The 16,247-nt window shown below is 39.5% G+C and carries 18 protein-coding genes; 6 read left to right on the top strand and 12 right to left on the bottom strand.

Features of this window, described 5'->3' with window-relative positions:
* The first annotated feature begins 56 nt into the window (after positions 1-56).
* The 4 genes from purU (at position 57) to SOI76_RS16250 (ending at position 3,123) form a co-directional block, all read left to right on the top strand.
* Positions 57-920: a formyltetrahydrofolate deformylase gene (purU, locus tag SOI76_RS16265; RefSeq protein WP_016144263.1), complete on the top strand. Its 864-nt coding sequence runs from the start codon at positions 57-59 to the stop codon at positions 918-920.
* Positions 921-1,299: 379 nt separating this feature from the next.
* Entirely contained in the window at positions 1,300-2,055 is a 756-nt protein-coding gene (locus SOI76_RS16260) for an energy transducer TonB (protein WP_032054359.1), read from the top strand.
* A 43-nt stretch (positions 2,056-2,098) separates the two neighbouring features.
* The gene (gene exbB / locus SOI76_RS16255; protein WP_001011664.1) at positions 2,099-2,719 is read left to right on the top strand and encodes a MotA/TolQ/ExbB proton channel family protein; all 621 of its coding nucleotides are present in this window, start codon (positions 2,099-2,101) and stop codon (positions 2,717-2,719) included.
* Positions 2,719-3,123: an ExbD/TolR family protein gene (locus SOI76_RS16250; protein WP_000885432.1), complete on the top strand. Its 405-nt coding sequence runs from the start codon at positions 2,719-2,721 to the stop codon at positions 3,121-3,123. The genes exbB and SOI76_RS16250 overlap by 1 nt, the downstream gene beginning before the upstream one ends.
* Positions 3,124-3,180: 57 nt before the next feature.
* Here SOI76_RS16250 and msrA read toward each other — a convergent pair whose 3' ends face one another.
* From msrA to lgt, 7 genes are all read right to left on the bottom strand, one after another.
* Positions 3,181-3,705, bottom strand: a complete 525-nt coding sequence (gene msrA, locus SOI76_RS16245) for a peptide-methionine (S)-S-oxide reductase MsrA (RefSeq protein ID WP_104080328.1) — start codon at positions 3,703-3,705, stop codon at positions 3,181-3,183.
* Between the two features lie 100 nt (positions 3,706-3,805).
* Complete coding sequence (locus SOI76_RS16240) at positions 3,806-4,861, bottom strand: DUF4105 domain-containing protein (protein ID WP_104080329.1); 1,056 nt, start codon at positions 4,859-4,861, stop codon at positions 3,806-3,808.
* 14 nt (positions 4,862-4,875) lie between these two features.
* The gene (folA, locus tag SOI76_RS16235) at positions 4,876-5,385 is read right to left on the bottom strand and encodes a dihydrofolate reductase (RefSeq protein WP_104080330.1); all 510 of its coding nucleotides are present in this window, start codon (positions 5,383-5,385) and stop codon (positions 4,876-4,878) included.
* Between the two features lie 45 nt (positions 5,386-5,430).
* Positions 5,431-6,273, bottom strand: a complete 843-nt coding sequence (gene thyA, locus SOI76_RS16230; RefSeq protein WP_016142275.1) for a thymidylate synthase — start codon at positions 6,271-6,273, stop codon at positions 5,431-5,433.
* A gap of 178 nt (positions 6,274-6,451) precedes the next feature.
* Positions 6,452-6,817: a hypothetical protein gene (locus tag SOI76_RS16225; RefSeq protein WP_104080331.1), complete on the bottom strand. Its 366-nt coding sequence runs from the start codon at positions 6,815-6,817 to the stop codon at positions 6,452-6,454.
* Between the two features lie 11 nt (positions 6,818-6,828).
* Positions 6,829-7,188, bottom strand: coding sequence for a hypothetical protein (locus SOI76_RS16220; RefSeq protein ID WP_104080332.1), 360 nt, complete (start codon positions 7,186-7,188; stop codon positions 6,829-6,831).
* Between the two features lie 79 nt (positions 7,189-7,267).
* Complete coding sequence (lgt, locus tag SOI76_RS16215) at positions 7,268-8,086, bottom strand: prolipoprotein diacylglyceryl transferase (RefSeq protein ID WP_104080333.1); 819 nt, start codon at positions 8,084-8,086, stop codon at positions 7,268-7,270.
* A gap of 93 nt (positions 8,087-8,179) precedes the next feature.
* Here lgt and SOI76_RS16210 point away from each other — a divergent pair, with 93 nt between their 5' ends.
* A complete protein-coding gene (locus SOI76_RS16210; protein ID WP_205668462.1) occupies positions 8,180-8,959 on the top strand; it encodes an NRDE family protein in 780 nt (259 codons plus the stop codon).
* Positions 8,960-9,006: 47 nt separating this feature from the next.
* On the opposite strand, the gene SOI76_RS16205 is transcribed toward SOI76_RS16210, so the two are convergent.
* The 5 genes from SOI76_RS16205 to tatA all read right to left on the bottom strand — a co-directional run bounded on the left by SOI76_RS16205 (position 9,007) and on the right by tatA (position 15,108).
* Positions 9,007-11,340 carry a PhoX family protein gene (locus SOI76_RS16205; RefSeq protein WP_104080334.1) on the bottom strand — a complete coding sequence of 778 codons (2,334 nt, stop codon included), beginning with the start codon at positions 11,338-11,340 and terminating at the stop codon, positions 9,007-9,009.
* A gap of 205 nt (positions 11,341-11,545) precedes the next feature.
* Positions 11,546-13,498: a PhoX family protein gene (locus tag SOI76_RS16200; RefSeq protein ID WP_104080335.1), complete on the bottom strand. Its 1,953-nt coding sequence runs from the start codon at positions 13,496-13,498 to the stop codon at positions 11,546-11,548.
* A gap of 174 nt (positions 13,499-13,672) precedes the next feature.
* Positions 13,673-14,443 (bottom strand): twin-arginine translocase subunit TatC, encoded by a 771-nt coding sequence (tatC, locus tag SOI76_RS16195; protein ID WP_104080336.1) that lies wholly within the window; start codon positions 14,441-14,443, stop codon positions 13,673-13,675.
* A complete protein-coding gene (gene tatB, locus SOI76_RS16190) occupies positions 14,440-14,877 on the bottom strand; it encodes a Sec-independent protein translocase protein TatB (protein WP_104080337.1) in 438 nt (145 codons plus the stop codon). Before tatB ends, tatC begins: the two co-directional genes overlap by 4 nt.
* 12 nt (positions 14,878-14,889) lie before the next feature.
* A complete protein-coding gene (tatA, locus tag SOI76_RS16185; protein ID WP_002114991.1) occupies positions 14,890-15,108 on the bottom strand; it encodes a Sec-independent protein translocase subunit TatA in 219 nt (72 codons plus the stop codon).
* Between the two features lie 254 nt (positions 15,109-15,362).
* Between tatA and SOI76_RS16180 the strand changes: the two genes are divergently transcribed.
* A complete protein-coding gene (locus tag SOI76_RS16180) occupies positions 15,363-16,238 on the top strand; it encodes an AEC family transporter (RefSeq protein ID WP_104080338.1) in 876 nt (291 codons plus the stop codon).
* The last annotated feature ends 9 nt before the right edge of the window (positions 16,239-16,247 follow it).

Raw genomic sequence — 16,247 nt, 5'->3', positions numbered from 1 at the left:
AGCGCTAGAATACTCGGCTTATTAAAAATTTGACTCAATTAAGTGATATTAACCAAATGAATATGACCACTGCCAATACAGCCCGTTTACTGATTACTTGTGAAGACAAGCCTGGGATCGTACAGGCTGTATCGAGCTTTTTGTACCATCAGGGTGCAAATATTACCGCGCTTGACCAGTATGCGACGGAAGCTCAGGGCGGACGTTATTTCATGCGTGTTGAATTTGAACTTGACCATTTACAGTCACGTAAAGATGCACTAATTCAAACATTTGCTGCGAACGTTGCTGAGCGTTATGGCATGCAATGGCGTCTTGCTTTCGTAAACGATATTAAAAAGGTTGGTATTTTAGTTTCTAAAGTCGACCATGCTTTACTTGAGTTATTGTGGCGCCATGCGCGTGGGTCGTTACCTTGTGAAATTACACACGTGATTTCTAACCACGAAGATTTACGTGAATCTGTTGAGAACTTCGGTATTCCATTTACAGTAATCAAAGTAACTAAAGACAATAAAGCTGAAGCTTATGCGCAAATTGATGAAATGATGCAGGGCAACGATTTATTGGTTCTTGCACGTTACATGCAAATTCTAAGTGAAGATTTTGTTGCAAAATGGGAAATGAAAATCATCAATATCCATCATTCTTTCTTGCCAGCTTTCGTGGGTGCTAACCCATATAAGCAAGCTTATGAAAAAGGTGTGAAGTTGATTGGTGCAACGGCTCACTATGTGACGGCTGATCTAGACCAAGGCCCAATTATTGAGCAAGACGTTGAGCGTGTAAGCCACGACTATAATGTTGAGCAATTACGTGAGCTAGGTGAAGATGTCGAGCGTAATGTGTTGGCTCGTGCAGTAAAATGGCATTTAGAAGACCGTATTATTGTAGATGGTAATAAGACAGTTGTTTTCTAAATAACGCTTATTTTAAAAAAGCACGCTTCTTGCGTGTTTTTTTATATCAAAAATATTGTTGAAATGATATAACGTAACAATATCGGGTAGTTGTACTTAGGATTCGGTCTATTCAACGTGAAATTAGTCTAACTATATAAGTGAGAATAAACACATTGTGAATAAGAGATTCCAATTCATGTAACTATGAGAAAACAAAAGCAAAGACACTCAACTAATACAAATGAGCAATCTTGAGTAAATGTTTTTCTCAAAAAATAGTTGCAAATGAAAACACTTCTCATTTATTATTGTGGCACTTTATTGTTCTATCCGATGTTTGAAATCGTTTCTGTAAATAGAAATCTGAAATCATCATCCATTAGGTAATTAGATTCTTATGAGTCAATCTTCCGCAGCCTTAAACTCTCCCAATCCGATGAAAAAGAAAGTCATCACGGCACTAATTGCGGTTGCAATTGGTCATATCGGGGTCTTATGGGCAGTTAGCCATATTAAGCCTGCTGAATTAAAGCCAATCGATAAGAAGCCTTTACAGGTACGTTTCGTAAAAATTCAAGAGCAACCAAAACCACTACCTCCTAAACCAAAGGAACCGCCTAAAAAGCCGGAACCTAAGAAAGAGGTAAAAGAAGTTAAAGTTGTTGAAAAGCCTGTGACACCACCGAAAAAAGTGGAAAAAATTCAACAGGTGAAAAAAGCTGAAACACCAAAAGAAACAGTAAAGACAGAACCTAAAGTTGAAACCAAAGTAGTGACTACAACGACAACTGTTACTGAAAAGGTCGTAGAAAAACCGAAGCCAGTAGTACAAGAAGCGCCTAAAGCTCAACCTGCTCCAGACCCATCACCAAAACGAGTTTCAATTGGTGGTTCGGGGGTACAATGGAGTCGTTCACCACGTTTAACAGTTTCTCCAAAAGATTTACAAGGCGAAGCACGTTCTGTTGTTGTACTCATTGAAGCCGATGAAAAAGGCAAAATTATTAATGTACGAGTGACTAGAAGTAGTGGTATTTCAAGTCTAGACGACAAAGTTGTCCGTGCTGTTCGCGGTGCGAAATTTAAACCTTATATGGAAAACGGAGTTGCTTATCCAATTAGAGCAGAGCAACCCTTTGATTTAACCCCTTAAATGAATTTGAGTCCCAACGGCTAACCTTAATCAGGAGTTCAATATGAACTTTTCAATCTATTGGCAACATGCAGATGCAGTGAGTAAAACCCTGTATTTCATCTTATTGGCAATGTCGATTGCTACCTGGACAGTTTTCATCTTACGTTTGATGGGGACTCGCCAGCTAAAACAACAAGCTTATGCTCAACTCTCTCAGGCTATTACTTCGCTAAAAGCAAAGTTACAACCTTTGAGTTTTGAACAGCGTAAAGCGGTTGCAGAGCAGGCATTACTTCGTCAGATTTCTGCTGAAAAAGCCAATGCTGATAAAGGTATTTCGGTTTTAGGAACGATTGCTTCAATTGCACCATTCGTGGGTTTGTTTGGTACAGTATGGGGTATTTTCCATGCACTTGTTGCGGTAGGTAAAAGCGGACAAGCAGGTTTGGCTCAAGTGGCTACACCAGTAGGTGAAGCCCTTATTATGACGGGTCTTGGTCTAGCAGTTGCGATTCCAGCGGTATTGGCCTATAACATTTGTGTACGTGCAAACCGTGGTCTTGCTCATGACTTACAAGATCAAGCGCATAGCTTGTTAATTGACACGATGTTGCAGCAAGATTCAACTGTAAAGTCTGATGTTAAAACTGCACAGCAAAGTTATGTTGGAGGTCAAGCTTAATGGCTTTTCAATTGGGTGAAGACCACGATAGTGGCATGAATGAGATGAACCTCATTCCGCTAATCGACATTATGTTGGTGTTAATGATCATCTTTTTGGTCACAGCAACAGTTGCCAACCCATCGATTCCATTAACGCTTCCTAAAACAACTGCTGAAATTATTGATCCACCACCAAAAGCAATTACGATTAGTATCAATGCAAATGGTGAAGTGGCTTGGGATACTCAAGTAATTAGCCTAGATGAGCTTCAAAAACGTTTTCAAGAAGCAGGTCAAGGTGATGTTAAACCAACAGTTCAACTTCGTGCTGATAAAGAGTCGAAGTACGATACTGTTGCTCAGGTAATGTCTCGCGCCAGTGAAGCCGGACTGAGCGATATTGCCTTTGTAAGTGAAAACTAAAATTTAGTTTACTCAATAAAAAAGCAACCAAATTGGTTGCTTTTTTATTGCTCTGATTTATTGATCTTTCATCAGATGCTGGAATTTACTATATAGCTTAAGCAGCTTAGGTGGAATCGCAAAGTTGCAATAACCTTGTGAAGGATTCTTTGCATAGTAGTTCTGATGATATTCTTCGGCCGGATAGAACGTCGGAACAGGAGAAAGCTCAGTCACAATATCAAGATCGTCATTTTTTAGAGTCTGAATCGTGTGTTCCGCTGCCTGCTTTTGCTCTTCATTATAATAGTAAATAACAGAGCGGTATTGTGTACCGATATCATTACCTTGGCGATTTAAAGTCGTTGGATCGTGAGTCGCAAAGAACACGTCGAGTAACTGGGAGTAAGTTACTTGCTCTTCATCAAAGTCGACTAAGATCACCTCAGCGTGCTGGGTGTCTCCTTGACATACTTGCTCGTAAGTAGGGTTAATCGTGTGCCCACCTGCATAACCACTAGTTACTTTTTCTACACCACGTATTTGTAAAAATACAGCTTCGACGCACCAAAAACAGCCGCCGCCAAATAATGCCTGTTGCATTGTTTTTCCCTCTATTTCCTGCCTATTACAATAGGGTTTATGTATTTAAAATACAAAGTAAAGCATGTATAAAAAAGTAAAGAAAAGTGCATTACTTATTTCATTTAGCTTTAGGTAAACCTTGTCGAACGATTTGAGAGAAGTGTTGACTACTCTGATCTGAAAGCTGTTCAAAATTTTCAGTTCTTGGGTTGATATGCGCAATTTGATACCACTGTTTTAAACTGATATTTTGATTAAGTGCTTTAAGGTCATATAAATAATTAGGTAAGTAACCTGAAGCGATTAAACGATAATCTTTAGGAAGTTCATAGGGGTTAATCGCTTGAACCATATCAAAAATTAAAGTTGTACAGTTACTCGTAAGGGTGTTGTACCACTTCGGTTCTGCACGTAGCTCATCCGATTTCTTAAGATATTCTAAAAATAGCGCTTTTTGCTCGCTACGTGGCATATTGACTGGGAAATTATAAACCTGCTCTTTACGGATGTTGCTACGCGTATAGACAATATCTTTTTCATCAGAAGCAATTAAGCTAAGTTCATATTTTCTAAAAAAGCCACCAATGGCTGAAAACTCTTCAGTTTTTTCTTTGCGAATCTCGATTGAGAAGACTAAAGGTTGCTGATTCTTAAATTCGAAGCTTACCAGTGTATGAGCAATTTGTGGTCCCATCCAGTAAGAGGCAATGATGTTTATGCCATTTAATTGCTTAAGATCAAATGTTCGGGTTTCCCATCGCACATCATAAGTTCCATCAGGATGCCAGTTGAAGTTACGAACATTGTGTAAAATGATTACATCGCCGTGCTTTTCATAGCTCAGCATATTGGCAACTTCTGGATTCCAGTCGCGATCTTGACGTGCAGTAATGGAAAAATACCAAACAAGAGAGCAGGCAAATGCTAAAAGATAAATCAGGAGATCGGTACGGCGGCTAATAATATGACCTTCAACATATAAGCCCGCCATACTCAGTGCAAAAGCAATCCAGATACCGATGAGTATGCGGCTGCCTAACCATCCAAAAGGTTGTTGAACCCAGAGTGCTACACATATCCAAATACTAGAGAACACAATAAACAGCGTGAATAGACTATGTAGGAGCCCAAAAAGTAGAGCAATAATAAATTCACGTGTTCCGATATTGTGCATAGGCATCCATAAAATTATTTTTTATAAGTTGCAAACTCGAATGAAGTTCCTGATTTTTCATCAACTTGTTGTTCACTCGCAGTTTTATGAAATTCACTCTGTATTGTTGGATAATGTGCATCACCTTGCACATCTAAGTCAACATGAGTGAGTTCAAGGCGGTCTGCAATTGACAAGGTTTGCTTAAATATCTCACCGCCACCAATGATGAACAATGCTTGTTTTTCGGTATTTTTTACATCTTCTAAAGCTGCGTTTAAAGCATCTTCAATTGAATATGCAACTTTAACACCGTCAAATTGCCAGTTAATGTCACGGGTAATTACCCAGTTCACACGGTTTGGTAGAGCACGGCCCATAGACTCAAGTGTTTTACGGCCCATTACGACCACACCGCCTTGGGTGATTTCTTTAAAGTGTTTTAAGTCGGCAGAAATATGCCATGGCAACGCATTGCCTTTACCAATACAGTGATTCTTGTCCATTGCCACAACGTGGACAACTTCTACATTTTGCCATGCCATAATCTTTATTCTCTAAACCGTAACCTAATGAAATTTAAGCCTTTGTTATACTGCAACTGGTGCTTTAATTGCAGGATGTGATTCATAACCTACAATTTCAATATCTTCAAATTTGAAATCAAACAAATCAGTTATTTCTGGGTTTAGTTTCAATTGGCACAGCGGTAAAGGCTCACGGGTCAATTGAAGTTTAGCTTGTTCAAAATGGTTGGCATAAAGATGTGTATCACCACCAGTCCAGACAAAATCACCGACACCTAAACCACATACTTGAGCAATCATATGGGTGAGTAGAGCATAACTCGCGATGTTAAAAGGTACGCCTAAGAACACATCAGCACTACGTTGATAAAGCTGGCATGACAACTTGTTGTCTTGTACAAAAAATTGGAAGAGCGTATGGCAAGGTGGTAATGCAACTTGTCCAGCTTCATTTGGGTTCCAGCCAGAAACAATTAAACGGCGTGAATTTGGGTTGGTTTTAATTTCATTAATTAACCATTTAATCTGGTCAAAACCATCTTGGTTATAAGTACCATCTGCCTTTTTTGTTGCACCGAAATTACGCCATTGATGGCCATAAACTGGTCCAAGTTCATGCTCTGGACGGCCAAAACGAGCAGTTTGTTCTGCTGTTGCCCATTCGTCCCAAATTGAAACTTTATTGTCTTTTAGATATTGGACGTTGGTGTCGCCTTTTAAAAACCAAAGTAATTCAATCACGATAGAACGGAAATGAACTTTTTTTGTGGTGAGTAAAGGAAAACCTTTAGAGAGATCAAAACGCATTTGATGACCAAATACAGAACGGGTTCCTGTGCCTGTACGGTCGCCTTTGTCACCGCCATTATCAAGGATATGTTGTAGAAGGTCTAAATATGCACGCATAACACTCTCGAGTTCGGATTAATTCCATTAAATAAAAGGGGGAGATAGCTCAATGATACTCAAATACTCAAATACTCAAATACTCAAATACTCAAATACTCAAATATTCAAAGATGATACCCTTTGTAGCTCAAGATGAAAATCTAAAAATGGTTCTATAACATTTCGATGGACGCAATTACTCAAAACGTTTAGCACGATTTTGATAAATCGAGACAAGGAAAAAGCCAATCAGTACAAAGCCTAAAGCTTGTATTGTTGCAGTCCAATTGTGTTGAGGTGGTTGCACCCACATCACAATAGCAACAATAATGAGAGGATAAATTTTAAGTAGAAACTGAAAGTTAGATTTATGTGAGCTACGAACTGAAATTTTTGTTTTTAAATATTGTCCGAAGTGAAGTCCAAAACCTAACACAAGACTAAGAATAGTGTAGGTCGGCGATAAGGGCTGAACTTGATTAGCAGCATAAACTGCAACACAAACAACAATAATGAAGATAAGTTTGATATGACGTGGTGCGTTGTACCAATAAGCCAGCATGAAAACTAAACCTATTTATTAAAAAGTGATTGAGGTGAAAAGATAAAAGCTGCAAGTGCCATAAAAGCGATTCCTTGAACACCCCAGACCAGCAAGTTTGGCATTGTTTTAACAAAAATAAGTGCAGATAACAGTGCGATAGGTATCCAAGTCAGCAGGCGGTAAAGTAGGCCAGTTGGATTTTTCTGAGCAAAATGTAATTTAAAATAGCGGCAGATTAAAAAAATAACCCCAGTTCCAGTAAACATGAGAATCGTATCTAAGGGCAAAGGCTGGTATTGATATAGCCCAACACAAAGAGCCAAAGTAATAATTAAAATCACTAATTTTTTAAATGTCGGGACTTGTGTGTCAAACCAGAATTCCAGCATGGCATATCTTCATTTTTGGGAGAGTAAAACTGTAGCATAAAAAAGAAAAGAGGAGCCGAAACTCCTCTGATTTATCATATTAACTATTCTTTTGTGGACCCCAGTCATAAATTTTCTTTTGATAGGCATACCACATCATCCAAAGGCCAATCAGCAACATTGGAACGGTGAGGATTTGTCCTTTAGTCATCCAGCCAAATAGAATAAAACCTTGGTCGGCATCTGGTTGACGGAAGAATTCCATCACAAAGCGTGCAACGCCATAACCCATTAAGAATAGAGCAGAAACTGCCATACGTGGACGTGGTTTTGAACTAAACCACCACAAGATAATAAATAGGATTAAGCCTTCACAAATTGCTTGATAAATTTGTGATGGATGGCGTACCAGTTGTAATGGATCAGTTGGGAAGATCATACCAAATGGATAGTTTGGGTCGGTTACCGCACGACCGTATAACTCTCCGCCAATGAAGTTACCAAAGCGCCCAAACATTAAGCCAGTCGGTACACATGGGGCGATAAAGTCGAGGGTTTGGAACCATGTTTTTTGGTATTTTTTACACCAAAATAGCATAGCTACCATAACACCAAGAAAGCCGCCGTGAAAACTCATGCCACCTGTCCAGACTTGGAATAACCAAATCGGATTTTCAAGGAATTTATCAAACTCATAGAAAAGGACATAGCCGACACGACCGCCCAGAACGACACCTAGGGCACCGTAAAACACCAGATCGGAAACCATTTCTGATGTCCAGCCATCACGTTGTTTGGCACGGTAGGACGCAAGCCCCCAAGCACATAAAAATGCCAATAAATACATGAGTCCATACCAATGGACTTGAAGAGGTCCTAGATGTATTGCGACCGGATCGATATTAGGATAGGTCAGCATTGCTGCTCCTTGATCTTACGTTTTGACAGATTGTAGCGGAATGATGTGAAAAATGTTGTACATTCAATGTGTAAAGATAGGGAATAAGAAAAGATGTGTATTGTGGCTTTAGCATGGCATGTTCTTGATGATGTGCCCTTATGTCTTATGTCAAATCGGGATGAGTTCTATCATCGACCAACAGCATTGTTACATCAGTGGCAACATACACCGATTATTGCTGGGCAAGATTTACAGTCGGGTGGGACTTGGATGGGCGTTACACCTCAAGGCCGATGGGCTGTCTTGACCAATTTTCGTGATGGACGAGATCAGAAATCATATGAAACCTCTCGGGGGCACTTAGTTCAGGCTTTTTTAGAGTCTGATTTATTGCCGATTCGATTTGCTCAACAATTAGAACAGCAGCAACAGAACTTTGCTGGCTTTAACTTGTTTATGGGAAATGCGGATCAAGCGGTTTATATGAGTAACCGTGGTGAAGCGCCGCAAGTCTTGGCTAACGGTGTTTACGTGGTTTCGAATGGCTTGATGTCTGAACATTGGGAGAAAACTAAACATTTACGAACACGCTTTACGCAAGAGTTTTTGCCTATGCTTCAGCACCAAACGGAAGAGTTAACTTTACAGCACGCGGCGTGGGATATTCTTGAAGATGAGCGTAAAGTTACGACCGCATTACTACCCAATACAGGCATCCAGCCAGAAATGGAAGAGTTATTGTCCTCAACTTTTATTCAAAGTCCTGTGTATGGCACACGTTGCTCAAACTTTCTAAGAATGACCAATAACGAATGGCTTTGGTTGGAAAAGACTCAACAAGGCGAACATAGTGAGCAAATTGTTCAGCAGCAGATCCTTTTAAATCGATGATAATAAAAATGCCGATCAATGAATCGGCATTTTAAATCATCTAAGACTTAACCCGCGATCACACCGCCATCTTTACGGGTAATCACAACAGTTGCTGAACGTGGACGTGCAGTTTTATTGCTTGGATCTTTTTGAGTTGCAGGCCAATTACTATCTGGTGTCGAGTAACTTTTCGAGTCTTCACCAGGGTGTTGAACATTAATGAAAATTGCTTTGTAGTCAGGTGTCATCGCAATACCTGTAATTTCACATTGCTTTGGTCCAACCAAGAAACGGCGTAATGTTGAGTCTGTCACTTTAGCGCCGACTAGCGTTTGTTGGCCGTTTGAAGTAGTGGCGGCAGCGCCGTCACCAATTTGGCCTGGTAACGCAGCAAGCATCATACAGTTAGTCACATCGGTATAGGCGCCATCATCTGTCTGAATCCAAAGTACACCACGTGGGTCGAACCACATCCCGTCAGGAGATGACAAATCATTGTTGTCTGTCAAACCAGATAAATTGATGTTTGAAGCCATAGATGCTTCTGCACCAAATAGGTAGATATCCCACTTGAAGGTTTCAGCAGTTGTTTTGTCATCGGTTTCTTTAAAACGGATGATATGACCGTTCACATTACCCTTTTGAGTGGTTTTTCCATCTTTAAGGTCAGTATAGTTACGCGGGTTCGCAGCATCGGTCGCGTAATCTTTACCACGATTTGAGTTGTTGGTTAGGGTGACATAAACTTCACCGTTCACTGGGTTGATTGTACACCATTCTGGGCGGTCCATTTTTGTCGCACCGACGGCGTCACCCGCTAAACGTGCAAATGTCACAACATCTGCTTGAGATTTAAATGGATAAGTGGTGTTGCTTTCATTTAAGCCATTTTTGCCATAAGCAAGTTCAATCCATTGACCTGAACCATCGTTATTAAATTTGGCAACATACAATTTACCTGCGTTCATGTATTTGTCGCCAACTGCATAACCGCCATTTATATCTTTAGCATCCCACACTGCGGTAGAGACGAATTTATAGATGTACTCACCGCGAGAATCATCGCCCATATAAAATGCTAATGGTTGACCTACAACGGCACGGCAAGCACTGTCTTCATGTGCAAAACGACCGAGTGAAGTACGTTTAACTGGGTTTTGACGTCTATCAAATGGATCAATCTCGACCATCCAGCCGAATGTATTTGGACCGTTGCGGTAGTCTTGGGTAGCTTGTGCAGCTTTTACGTCGGCATTCCAGCGGTCATATAAGTCTTGTGACTCTACTTGACCAATCGCAGTTTCCCAACCGTAACGAGAACTTGCACCTAAATAAATTTGTCGCCCTTGTTCATCAACGTTAGGGATTAACTCACCATTTTTATCTTTTTCATAAATGATTTTGCCCTCGGTATCTTTTTTAGGGGCACCTTTCTCATCTTTCTCATAACGATAGAGCTCATCTTTTTTAACACCTAACCCATAACGCTTTAATGCAATTTTTTCTGCATCTGTACGTGCATATTCATCGCTACCTGAACGTTGGAAATAACCAATAAAGTTTTCTTCCGTGGTTAAGTATGTGCCCCAAGGTGTATAACCATTACCGCAGTTATTATGGGTACCGCGTGTTTGACGTCCTGCAGGTGAGAAGCGAGTTGCGAGCAGGCTTGAACCCGCTGCAGCACCTTCAAAATCCATCTCTGTTGATGCTGTAATACGACGGTTAAAAGCAGAACTTTTATCAATTGTTACTTGTTGAGTTGTTGGGTCTTTTTTAATGTGAACAATAGAAACGCCATGCGCATTGGTTTCACGAATAACTTCATCTTCAGGACGACGTCCATCAACTCTTGTTGGACCTTTTGGGTGAAGGAAGGTCTGGTTGATATATTCGTGATTCATGACTAACAAACCTTCAGCTGAAACACTTTCGTCAAAGCGGTTTGTTGAAGTATTTAAGCCAAAATAATGCATACCATCATGGCAGTCGCCAGAGCGAAACTGGAAGCTTGGACCAGATGGAATATTATTGTCGTCCCAATCTCCAACTTTTGGATTGATTGAGTCACCTAAAGCATAAATGACATTCGCTTCATAACCTTCAGGTACAGTCACAATATCGTTATGGTTTTTCGCAACTGCGGTAAAAGTTAATTTTTCTGGTTTTTTATTTGGATCTACAGGTGTGGTTCCACCGTTGTTTGAACCTGAGTCATCATCACTATCATTACAACCTGTTAAGGTAGAGGCTAAAGTTAACGCTACTGCACCACTTGCTGCTTTAGTAATTAAACTACGACGACTAATGTGTTGTTCTAAAATGTCGCGGAAGTGGATATTGTCAGAAGTATTATTATCCAATTCTTGGTCTTCATGATATGGCGTCAGCTCTGTCATGGGAAATTCCTAAGTAAATAAAGAGATTGTTCTAAAATTCTTCATGAGCTTAGTTTGTGAATGTGACGAGGCGTTGACGTTTTGATGATAAGTTAATGAAAAGTCCTGTAATTTTTCATTTAATTTTCATAAAAAGTAAAAACTGAATGTAAAAATATTAAAGCTGACCTTAGCCAGCTTTAATATTTAGAGCAGTTATGAAAAATTATTTAGTTGTGACTGAAGGGGCAATTGGGTCTGCTGTAATATAGCCGACGTTAGCACTATAACCATTGTTGTAATTTTGGTTAATTAATGCCTTAACATCCTCAGGTACACTGCTGCTATCGCCTGGGTGCTGGAAGTTGCTCATGATGTAAGTCCAACCATTAATTGAATCTACTGCATGTAAGCCTGTTGACTCTGCACCTGCTGGTGTAGAAAGCAGTCGTGTTAACTCTTTAGTATCTACATTGTATGCCCACAAGAAATTGTTTACGTGGTTACCCGAGTCTTCACCAATAAATAATGTACGTAAAGTTTCAGAGAACTTCAGATTGTCTGGGCTAGCAACTTTGTCTGGGTGAGCTGTATTACCTAAGCTATCTTTCTCAGGAAGATCTTCACCCATTAACAACATATATGAGTAAAGAGGAACCCACTCACTATTGATTGCGCTGCCTTCATTATCTGTAAAGCTATTACCTAATTTGTGTGCAAGAACGCCACCAGCAGTAATCTTTTTAGAGAACCCTACATTATGTTCCGCAACATAACCTTTACCACCAACAACCATTGAATCTTGAATATTAGCTAAAGCAGAGTACGCAATTTTATCTTTAATATTTACGTTAGTACCTTCCATCTTGGTGAACGCCATACTTGCGCCTTTTAGCGCTGCATAACGATGTGTTTCCAAGAAAGCGGCCGCTTTTTCCATGCCTGGTTTAAGTTTTACCCAAAGCTGTTTCTTTGCCAAAGTGATTTCAGTGTAACTAGCATCATTTGGATTGGTTGTTAAACTTTCCATGATGTCAGTTGATTTAATTCCACCAGCAACTAAATCTTCAATTTCTTTACTGGTCGCGTGTCCAAGTTTGATCCATTGAATGCTGGCTTGTGATGTTTCAGTTAGCGTATTGATGTATTTAGCAACATAGAGCGTACCTGCCGATAAATCTTTTTCTTTATCAGCAACGAACATGAAGAAACCACCATTTGTATAGTCATCACCCATGAGCGCTGTACGGTTGTCTGGCATAACATGAATAAGTTCATGAGAAATACGGCCTAAACAATAATGCTTTTTAATACTACCAGTACCATCTAGGTTAACCGTTACTTCTGGCAAATGACCGTAGTTATAAGGGTTTGCTTTAGTTTCATCACCAAAGAAGTATTTACCAAGATATTTTGGATCTGTACCACCAATGCCTTGATTGAATGCATCAGGCTCATATTCTTCACTGGATAAGTGAGTGTTCCAAGGCGATAAGCTCGCACCACAAGTGATCCATAAGCCATGAACAGGAGCAGTATCAACATTGAAGTATTTTTTAAGCTCTAAGTGACCTGTTTTCGGGTCTTGATCTAAAGTCAAAATTGCGATTGGAGAAGGTAGTTGACCGTAAGTATCGCCGCCTGCTTGGTCTTTAGAGTTATATTCAAATTGAACAACGTGGAACACAGGGTTTGCTACGCCTTCAACTTTCGCACCTTCTAATTGAATTAGAGATGAACCATCTGGACAGTCTGAAAAGAATTGACGTTCTTTACCAGCAACTGACTTATCCATAATTGGATTGCCATTAACATCAAAATAACCACCCGCGATAATAGTTCCACCACCGTGCTTTGGTACGCTATCGCCTGTTTTAAAGAAAGGTTTATAAGCAAGTTGATATTCAGTACTGGTTGAGTTTTCCCAGTCAATTTTTAATTTAGAATTCACTAAAGTTGTTGCGCGATCTGCTGCAGTCGTAGGCGCAGACATTGCTGTGAATTTTGCGTTTTTTAATTTGCTTGGCTGTGGTGTTGGCGTGACTACAGAACTATCATCACTATCATTACAACCTGCTAACGTTGCTGCCGTAGCCATCGCACCTAATGGAAGGAAAGGAATCCCCGAAAACCATTTTAAAATTTCACGACGTGTTGGGTGGTTAGAAGCAGTTGTCATAATAAATCCGTAAATTTTGTGGGTATATTTGTTGAGTTGATTTTATGGACTGTAAATGACACTTTTCTTACATTTTTAAGTCACTTTGAAGACAGTTTATTGCTTTGTAGATTAAAAAGTGTTCTACATAAAAAAGCCTGAACTTCGAGGTTCAGGCTTTTTCTTAAAACTATTTTATTCAGCAGAATGGACTTTTCTTTTCTCAAGAATTTTACCAAAGAGTAGACCAAGTTCGAAAAGTAACCACATCGGGATGGCTAACATCACCATTGAAATTGCATCTGGTGGGGTAATAAACATCGCTACAAAAAAGCATCCAACAATAATAAAACGTCGCTTTTCAGCAAGACTTTTTGTATTTACGACACCAATTAAAATAAGTAAGAGAGTCGCGATTGGAATCTCAAAAGTCAGTCCAAACACTAAAAATAGCTTTAAGCAAAAGCTTAGATAGCTATTAATATCGGTCATCGGTGCAACGGTTTCAGGCGATACACTAATAAAGAAATGCAAAATTGCCGGAAGGGTAATGTAATATGCAAAAGCAACGCCCGCATAAAACAAGACAATACTACCGATGAGTAATGGCAGGGCTAAATGGCGTTCTTTTTGATATAGCGCCGGACGAACAAATGACCATATTTCATAAAGAATAAATGGCATTGCTAGTACAAGCGCGACAAATAAATTGAGTTTAAAAGGTGCCATAAATGTTGCAGTGACATCGGTTGCAATCATTGAGGAGGAGGTCGGGAGTTGCAGCCTCAAAGGTTCGGATAATAATTGGTAAGTATTATTTCTAAAGGGTAATAAGCAAAAGAATAAAAATAAGGTTACCCCGACAATTCTAAATAAATGGCGTCTTAAAACAACCAAATGGCTCATGATTGGCATTTGGTCTAAATTTTCCTGACTATTTACAGTGGTTGAAGGCAGTTGGTTCATACGGCAATCTTCAATTTAACAGGTGATGTCTCTGAAATATCAGTTGATGATGTGAAAGGCACAAATTTTTCCACATATGGAACTTTATAATGGCCCGATATAGGAAGACATATCCGAATAGGTTGAGGCACAGATTTGGTTGCCTCAGTCTTATCTATATTTTCAGAAATATTTTGTTTTTGGATTTCTTCAAGTTGTTGTTGAAATTTTCGTTCTAGTGCTTCAATGCGGTTGAGCTCTTCTTGCATTTCTTTTCGAAACTCAGAAAGACGCAACTCTTGATCAATCTCATTTTGCAAATTGGTAATATAACGTTTGAGGCGAACATACCATCGGCCAGCAAAACGTGCAGCTTCCGGTAGTTTATCTGGACCTAAAACTAAAATTGCAATAATTGCAAAGCAGAGTAGCTCTGTCATTCCTACATCAAGCATGGTCGAAAACCTTTAGCTTTTTACTGATGTGCTGTCAGGAGTTTTGACTTGGGCATCAATTGTACGTGGCGTATTAAGAGCAGTAGTCTCATCTTCTTCACGAACTGATTTTTTAAAGTCTTTTACTGCACCGCCTACGTCTTTACCGATATTTTTTAATTTAGATGTACCGAATAATAAAATAACGACAATCGCAAAAATAACGACATGCCAAATAGATAAACCAGCCATGATCTTATACCTCTTTTCAGTTTGCTTTATATCAACAGGTTGCCATGACAGGAATGTGACACTTATGTGTCATTTTTAAGACAGTGAATAAGGGTTAAAGTCTAAAAATTTAATTTTCATAGAAATAGTATCTAATTTTTTTAATTTATAAGTAGGCTGATATCGGGCGCTTAAATTACTTGAAATGGAAAGTACATTTCACTTTGAAAAGGTGTAGCATAACAAGCTGTTTTTAATGAGCAAGAGGTGAGAGCGTGGCGCTACTACTGCCTGTATTGGCATTTATCACAGGACTTTTACTTGCTCAGACTTCCCTTGCAGAAACTATAAAACCTATTCTTTCAGCTTGGCTTGCTCGCTTACTGATTCCTGTTGTGATTATTTACAACATGGTATTTTATCAGTCAGGTAGTTTGAGTTTAATGCTGTTTAGCTTTGGTTCAGCATTTCTTATTTTCTTTGCCTATTTAGCTCTATTTAAAGACAGATTATTAGCGCTATGCGTAAGTTATACCAACATGGGCTGGCTAGGCTTTCCTTTTGCCATGGCCTTATTTGGTCCTGATGCTACGGCTCCAATTGTTGCGCTATATATTGGAATGTCTCTTTTTGGAAATGCTTGGGCTGTCACGGCAGTCACCACCGCACCACAAAGTAAACTCAGCATATTAAAAAAGGTTCTGTCATCTCCACCGTGTATTTCAATATTTTGTGCACTTTTGCTCAGGTTATTAGGGGCTCAACATCTCGAGCATCCCGCCATACATTGGGTATATGAGGTTGCCAAGTTTGCAATGACTTTTGCTGGCATGTGTGTATTGGGAATGTGGTTGCGTCGTACTCGAGTACATTTAAAAGACTTAATTTATAGTACGAAAGCTCAAGCATTTAAAGTTGCCTGTGGGGTTGTACTTTGCGGCTTAACTTATAGATTTTTACCGATTCCAAATATTTCTCAGCAAATTGGAGTGATGTTTTTAATGTTCTGTCTGCCACCAGCAGCCAATATTGTAGCGCTAGAAACACATTATCAAGGAACGGGAAGATCTGCGGCTTATATCGCTTCAGGGACGATTGTGAGTTGTGTGTGTATTGCGATTTATGCAGTGTTTTTACACATGTTCGTCTAATTAATTATT

The organism is Acinetobacter pittii (assembly GCF_034064985.1).
Classification (GTDB): Bacteria; Pseudomonadota; Gammaproteobacteria; order Pseudomonadales; family Moraxellaceae; genus Acinetobacter; species Acinetobacter pittii_H.
The sequence above is the reverse complement of the archived record's forward strand: the minus strand, read 5'-3'. Positions and strand labels throughout refer to the sequence as shown.

Bases quoted from the DNA above. Each gene is read 5' to 3' on its own strand.
- SOI76_RS16205 (WP_104080334.1), bottom strand. From the start codon at position 11,340: ATGACAGAGCTGACGCCATATCATGAAGACCAAGAATTGGATAATAAT.
- lgt (WP_104080333.1), bottom strand. From the start codon at position 8,086: ATGCTGACCTATCCTAATATCGATCCGGTCGCAATACATCTAGGACCT.
- thyA (WP_016142275.1), bottom strand. From the start codon at position 6,273: ATGCGTGCATATTTAGACCTTCTACAACATATCCTTGATAATGGCGGT.
- purU (WP_016144263.1), top strand. From the start codon at position 57: ATGAATATGACCACTGCCAATACAGCCCGTTTACTGATTACTTGTGAA.
- SOI76_RS16210 (WP_205668462.1), top strand. From the start codon at position 8,180: ATGTGTATTGTGGCTTTAGCATGGCATGTTCTTGATGATGTGCCCTTA.
- SOI76_RS16220 (WP_104080332.1), bottom strand. From the start codon at position 7,188: ATGCTGGAATTCTGGTTTGACACACAAGTCCCGACATTTAAAAAATTA.
- SOI76_RS16260 (WP_032054359.1), top strand. From the start codon at position 1,300: ATGAGTCAATCTTCCGCAGCCTTAAACTCTCCCAATCCGATGAAAAAG.
- tatC (WP_104080336.1), bottom strand. From the start codon at position 14,443: ATGAACCAACTGCCTTCAACCACTGTAAATAGTCAGGAAAATTTAGAC.
- SOI76_RS16240 (WP_104080329.1), bottom strand. From the start codon at position 4,861: ATGCACAATATCGGAACACGTGAATTTATTATTGCTCTACTTTTTGGG.
- SOI76_RS16200 (WP_104080335.1), bottom strand. From the start codon at position 13,498: ATGACAACTGCTTCTAACCACCCAACACGTCGTGAAATTTTAAAATGG.
- tatA (WP_002114991.1), bottom strand. From the start codon at position 15,108: ATGGCTGGTTTATCTATTTGGCATGTCGTTATTTTTGCGATTGTCGTT.
- exbB (WP_001011664.1), top strand. From the start codon at position 2,099: ATGAACTTTTCAATCTATTGGCAACATGCAGATGCAGTGAGTAAAACC.
- SOI76_RS16225 (WP_104080331.1), bottom strand. From the start codon at position 6,817: ATGCTGGCTTATTGGTACAACGCACCACGTCATATCAAACTTATCTTC.
- SOI76_RS16250 (WP_000885432.1), top strand. From the start codon at position 2,719: ATGGCTTTTCAATTGGGTGAAGACCACGATAGTGGCATGAATGAGATG.
- folA (WP_104080330.1), bottom strand. From the start codon at position 5,385: ATGGCATGGCAAAATGTAGAAGTTGTCCACGTTGTGGCAATGGACAAG.
- tatB (WP_104080337.1), bottom strand. From the start codon at position 14,877: ATGCTTGATGTAGGAATGACAGAGCTACTCTGCTTTGCAATTATTGCA.
- msrA (WP_104080328.1), bottom strand. From the start codon at position 3,705: ATGCAACAGGCATTATTTGGCGGCGGCTGTTTTTGGTGCGTCGAAGCT.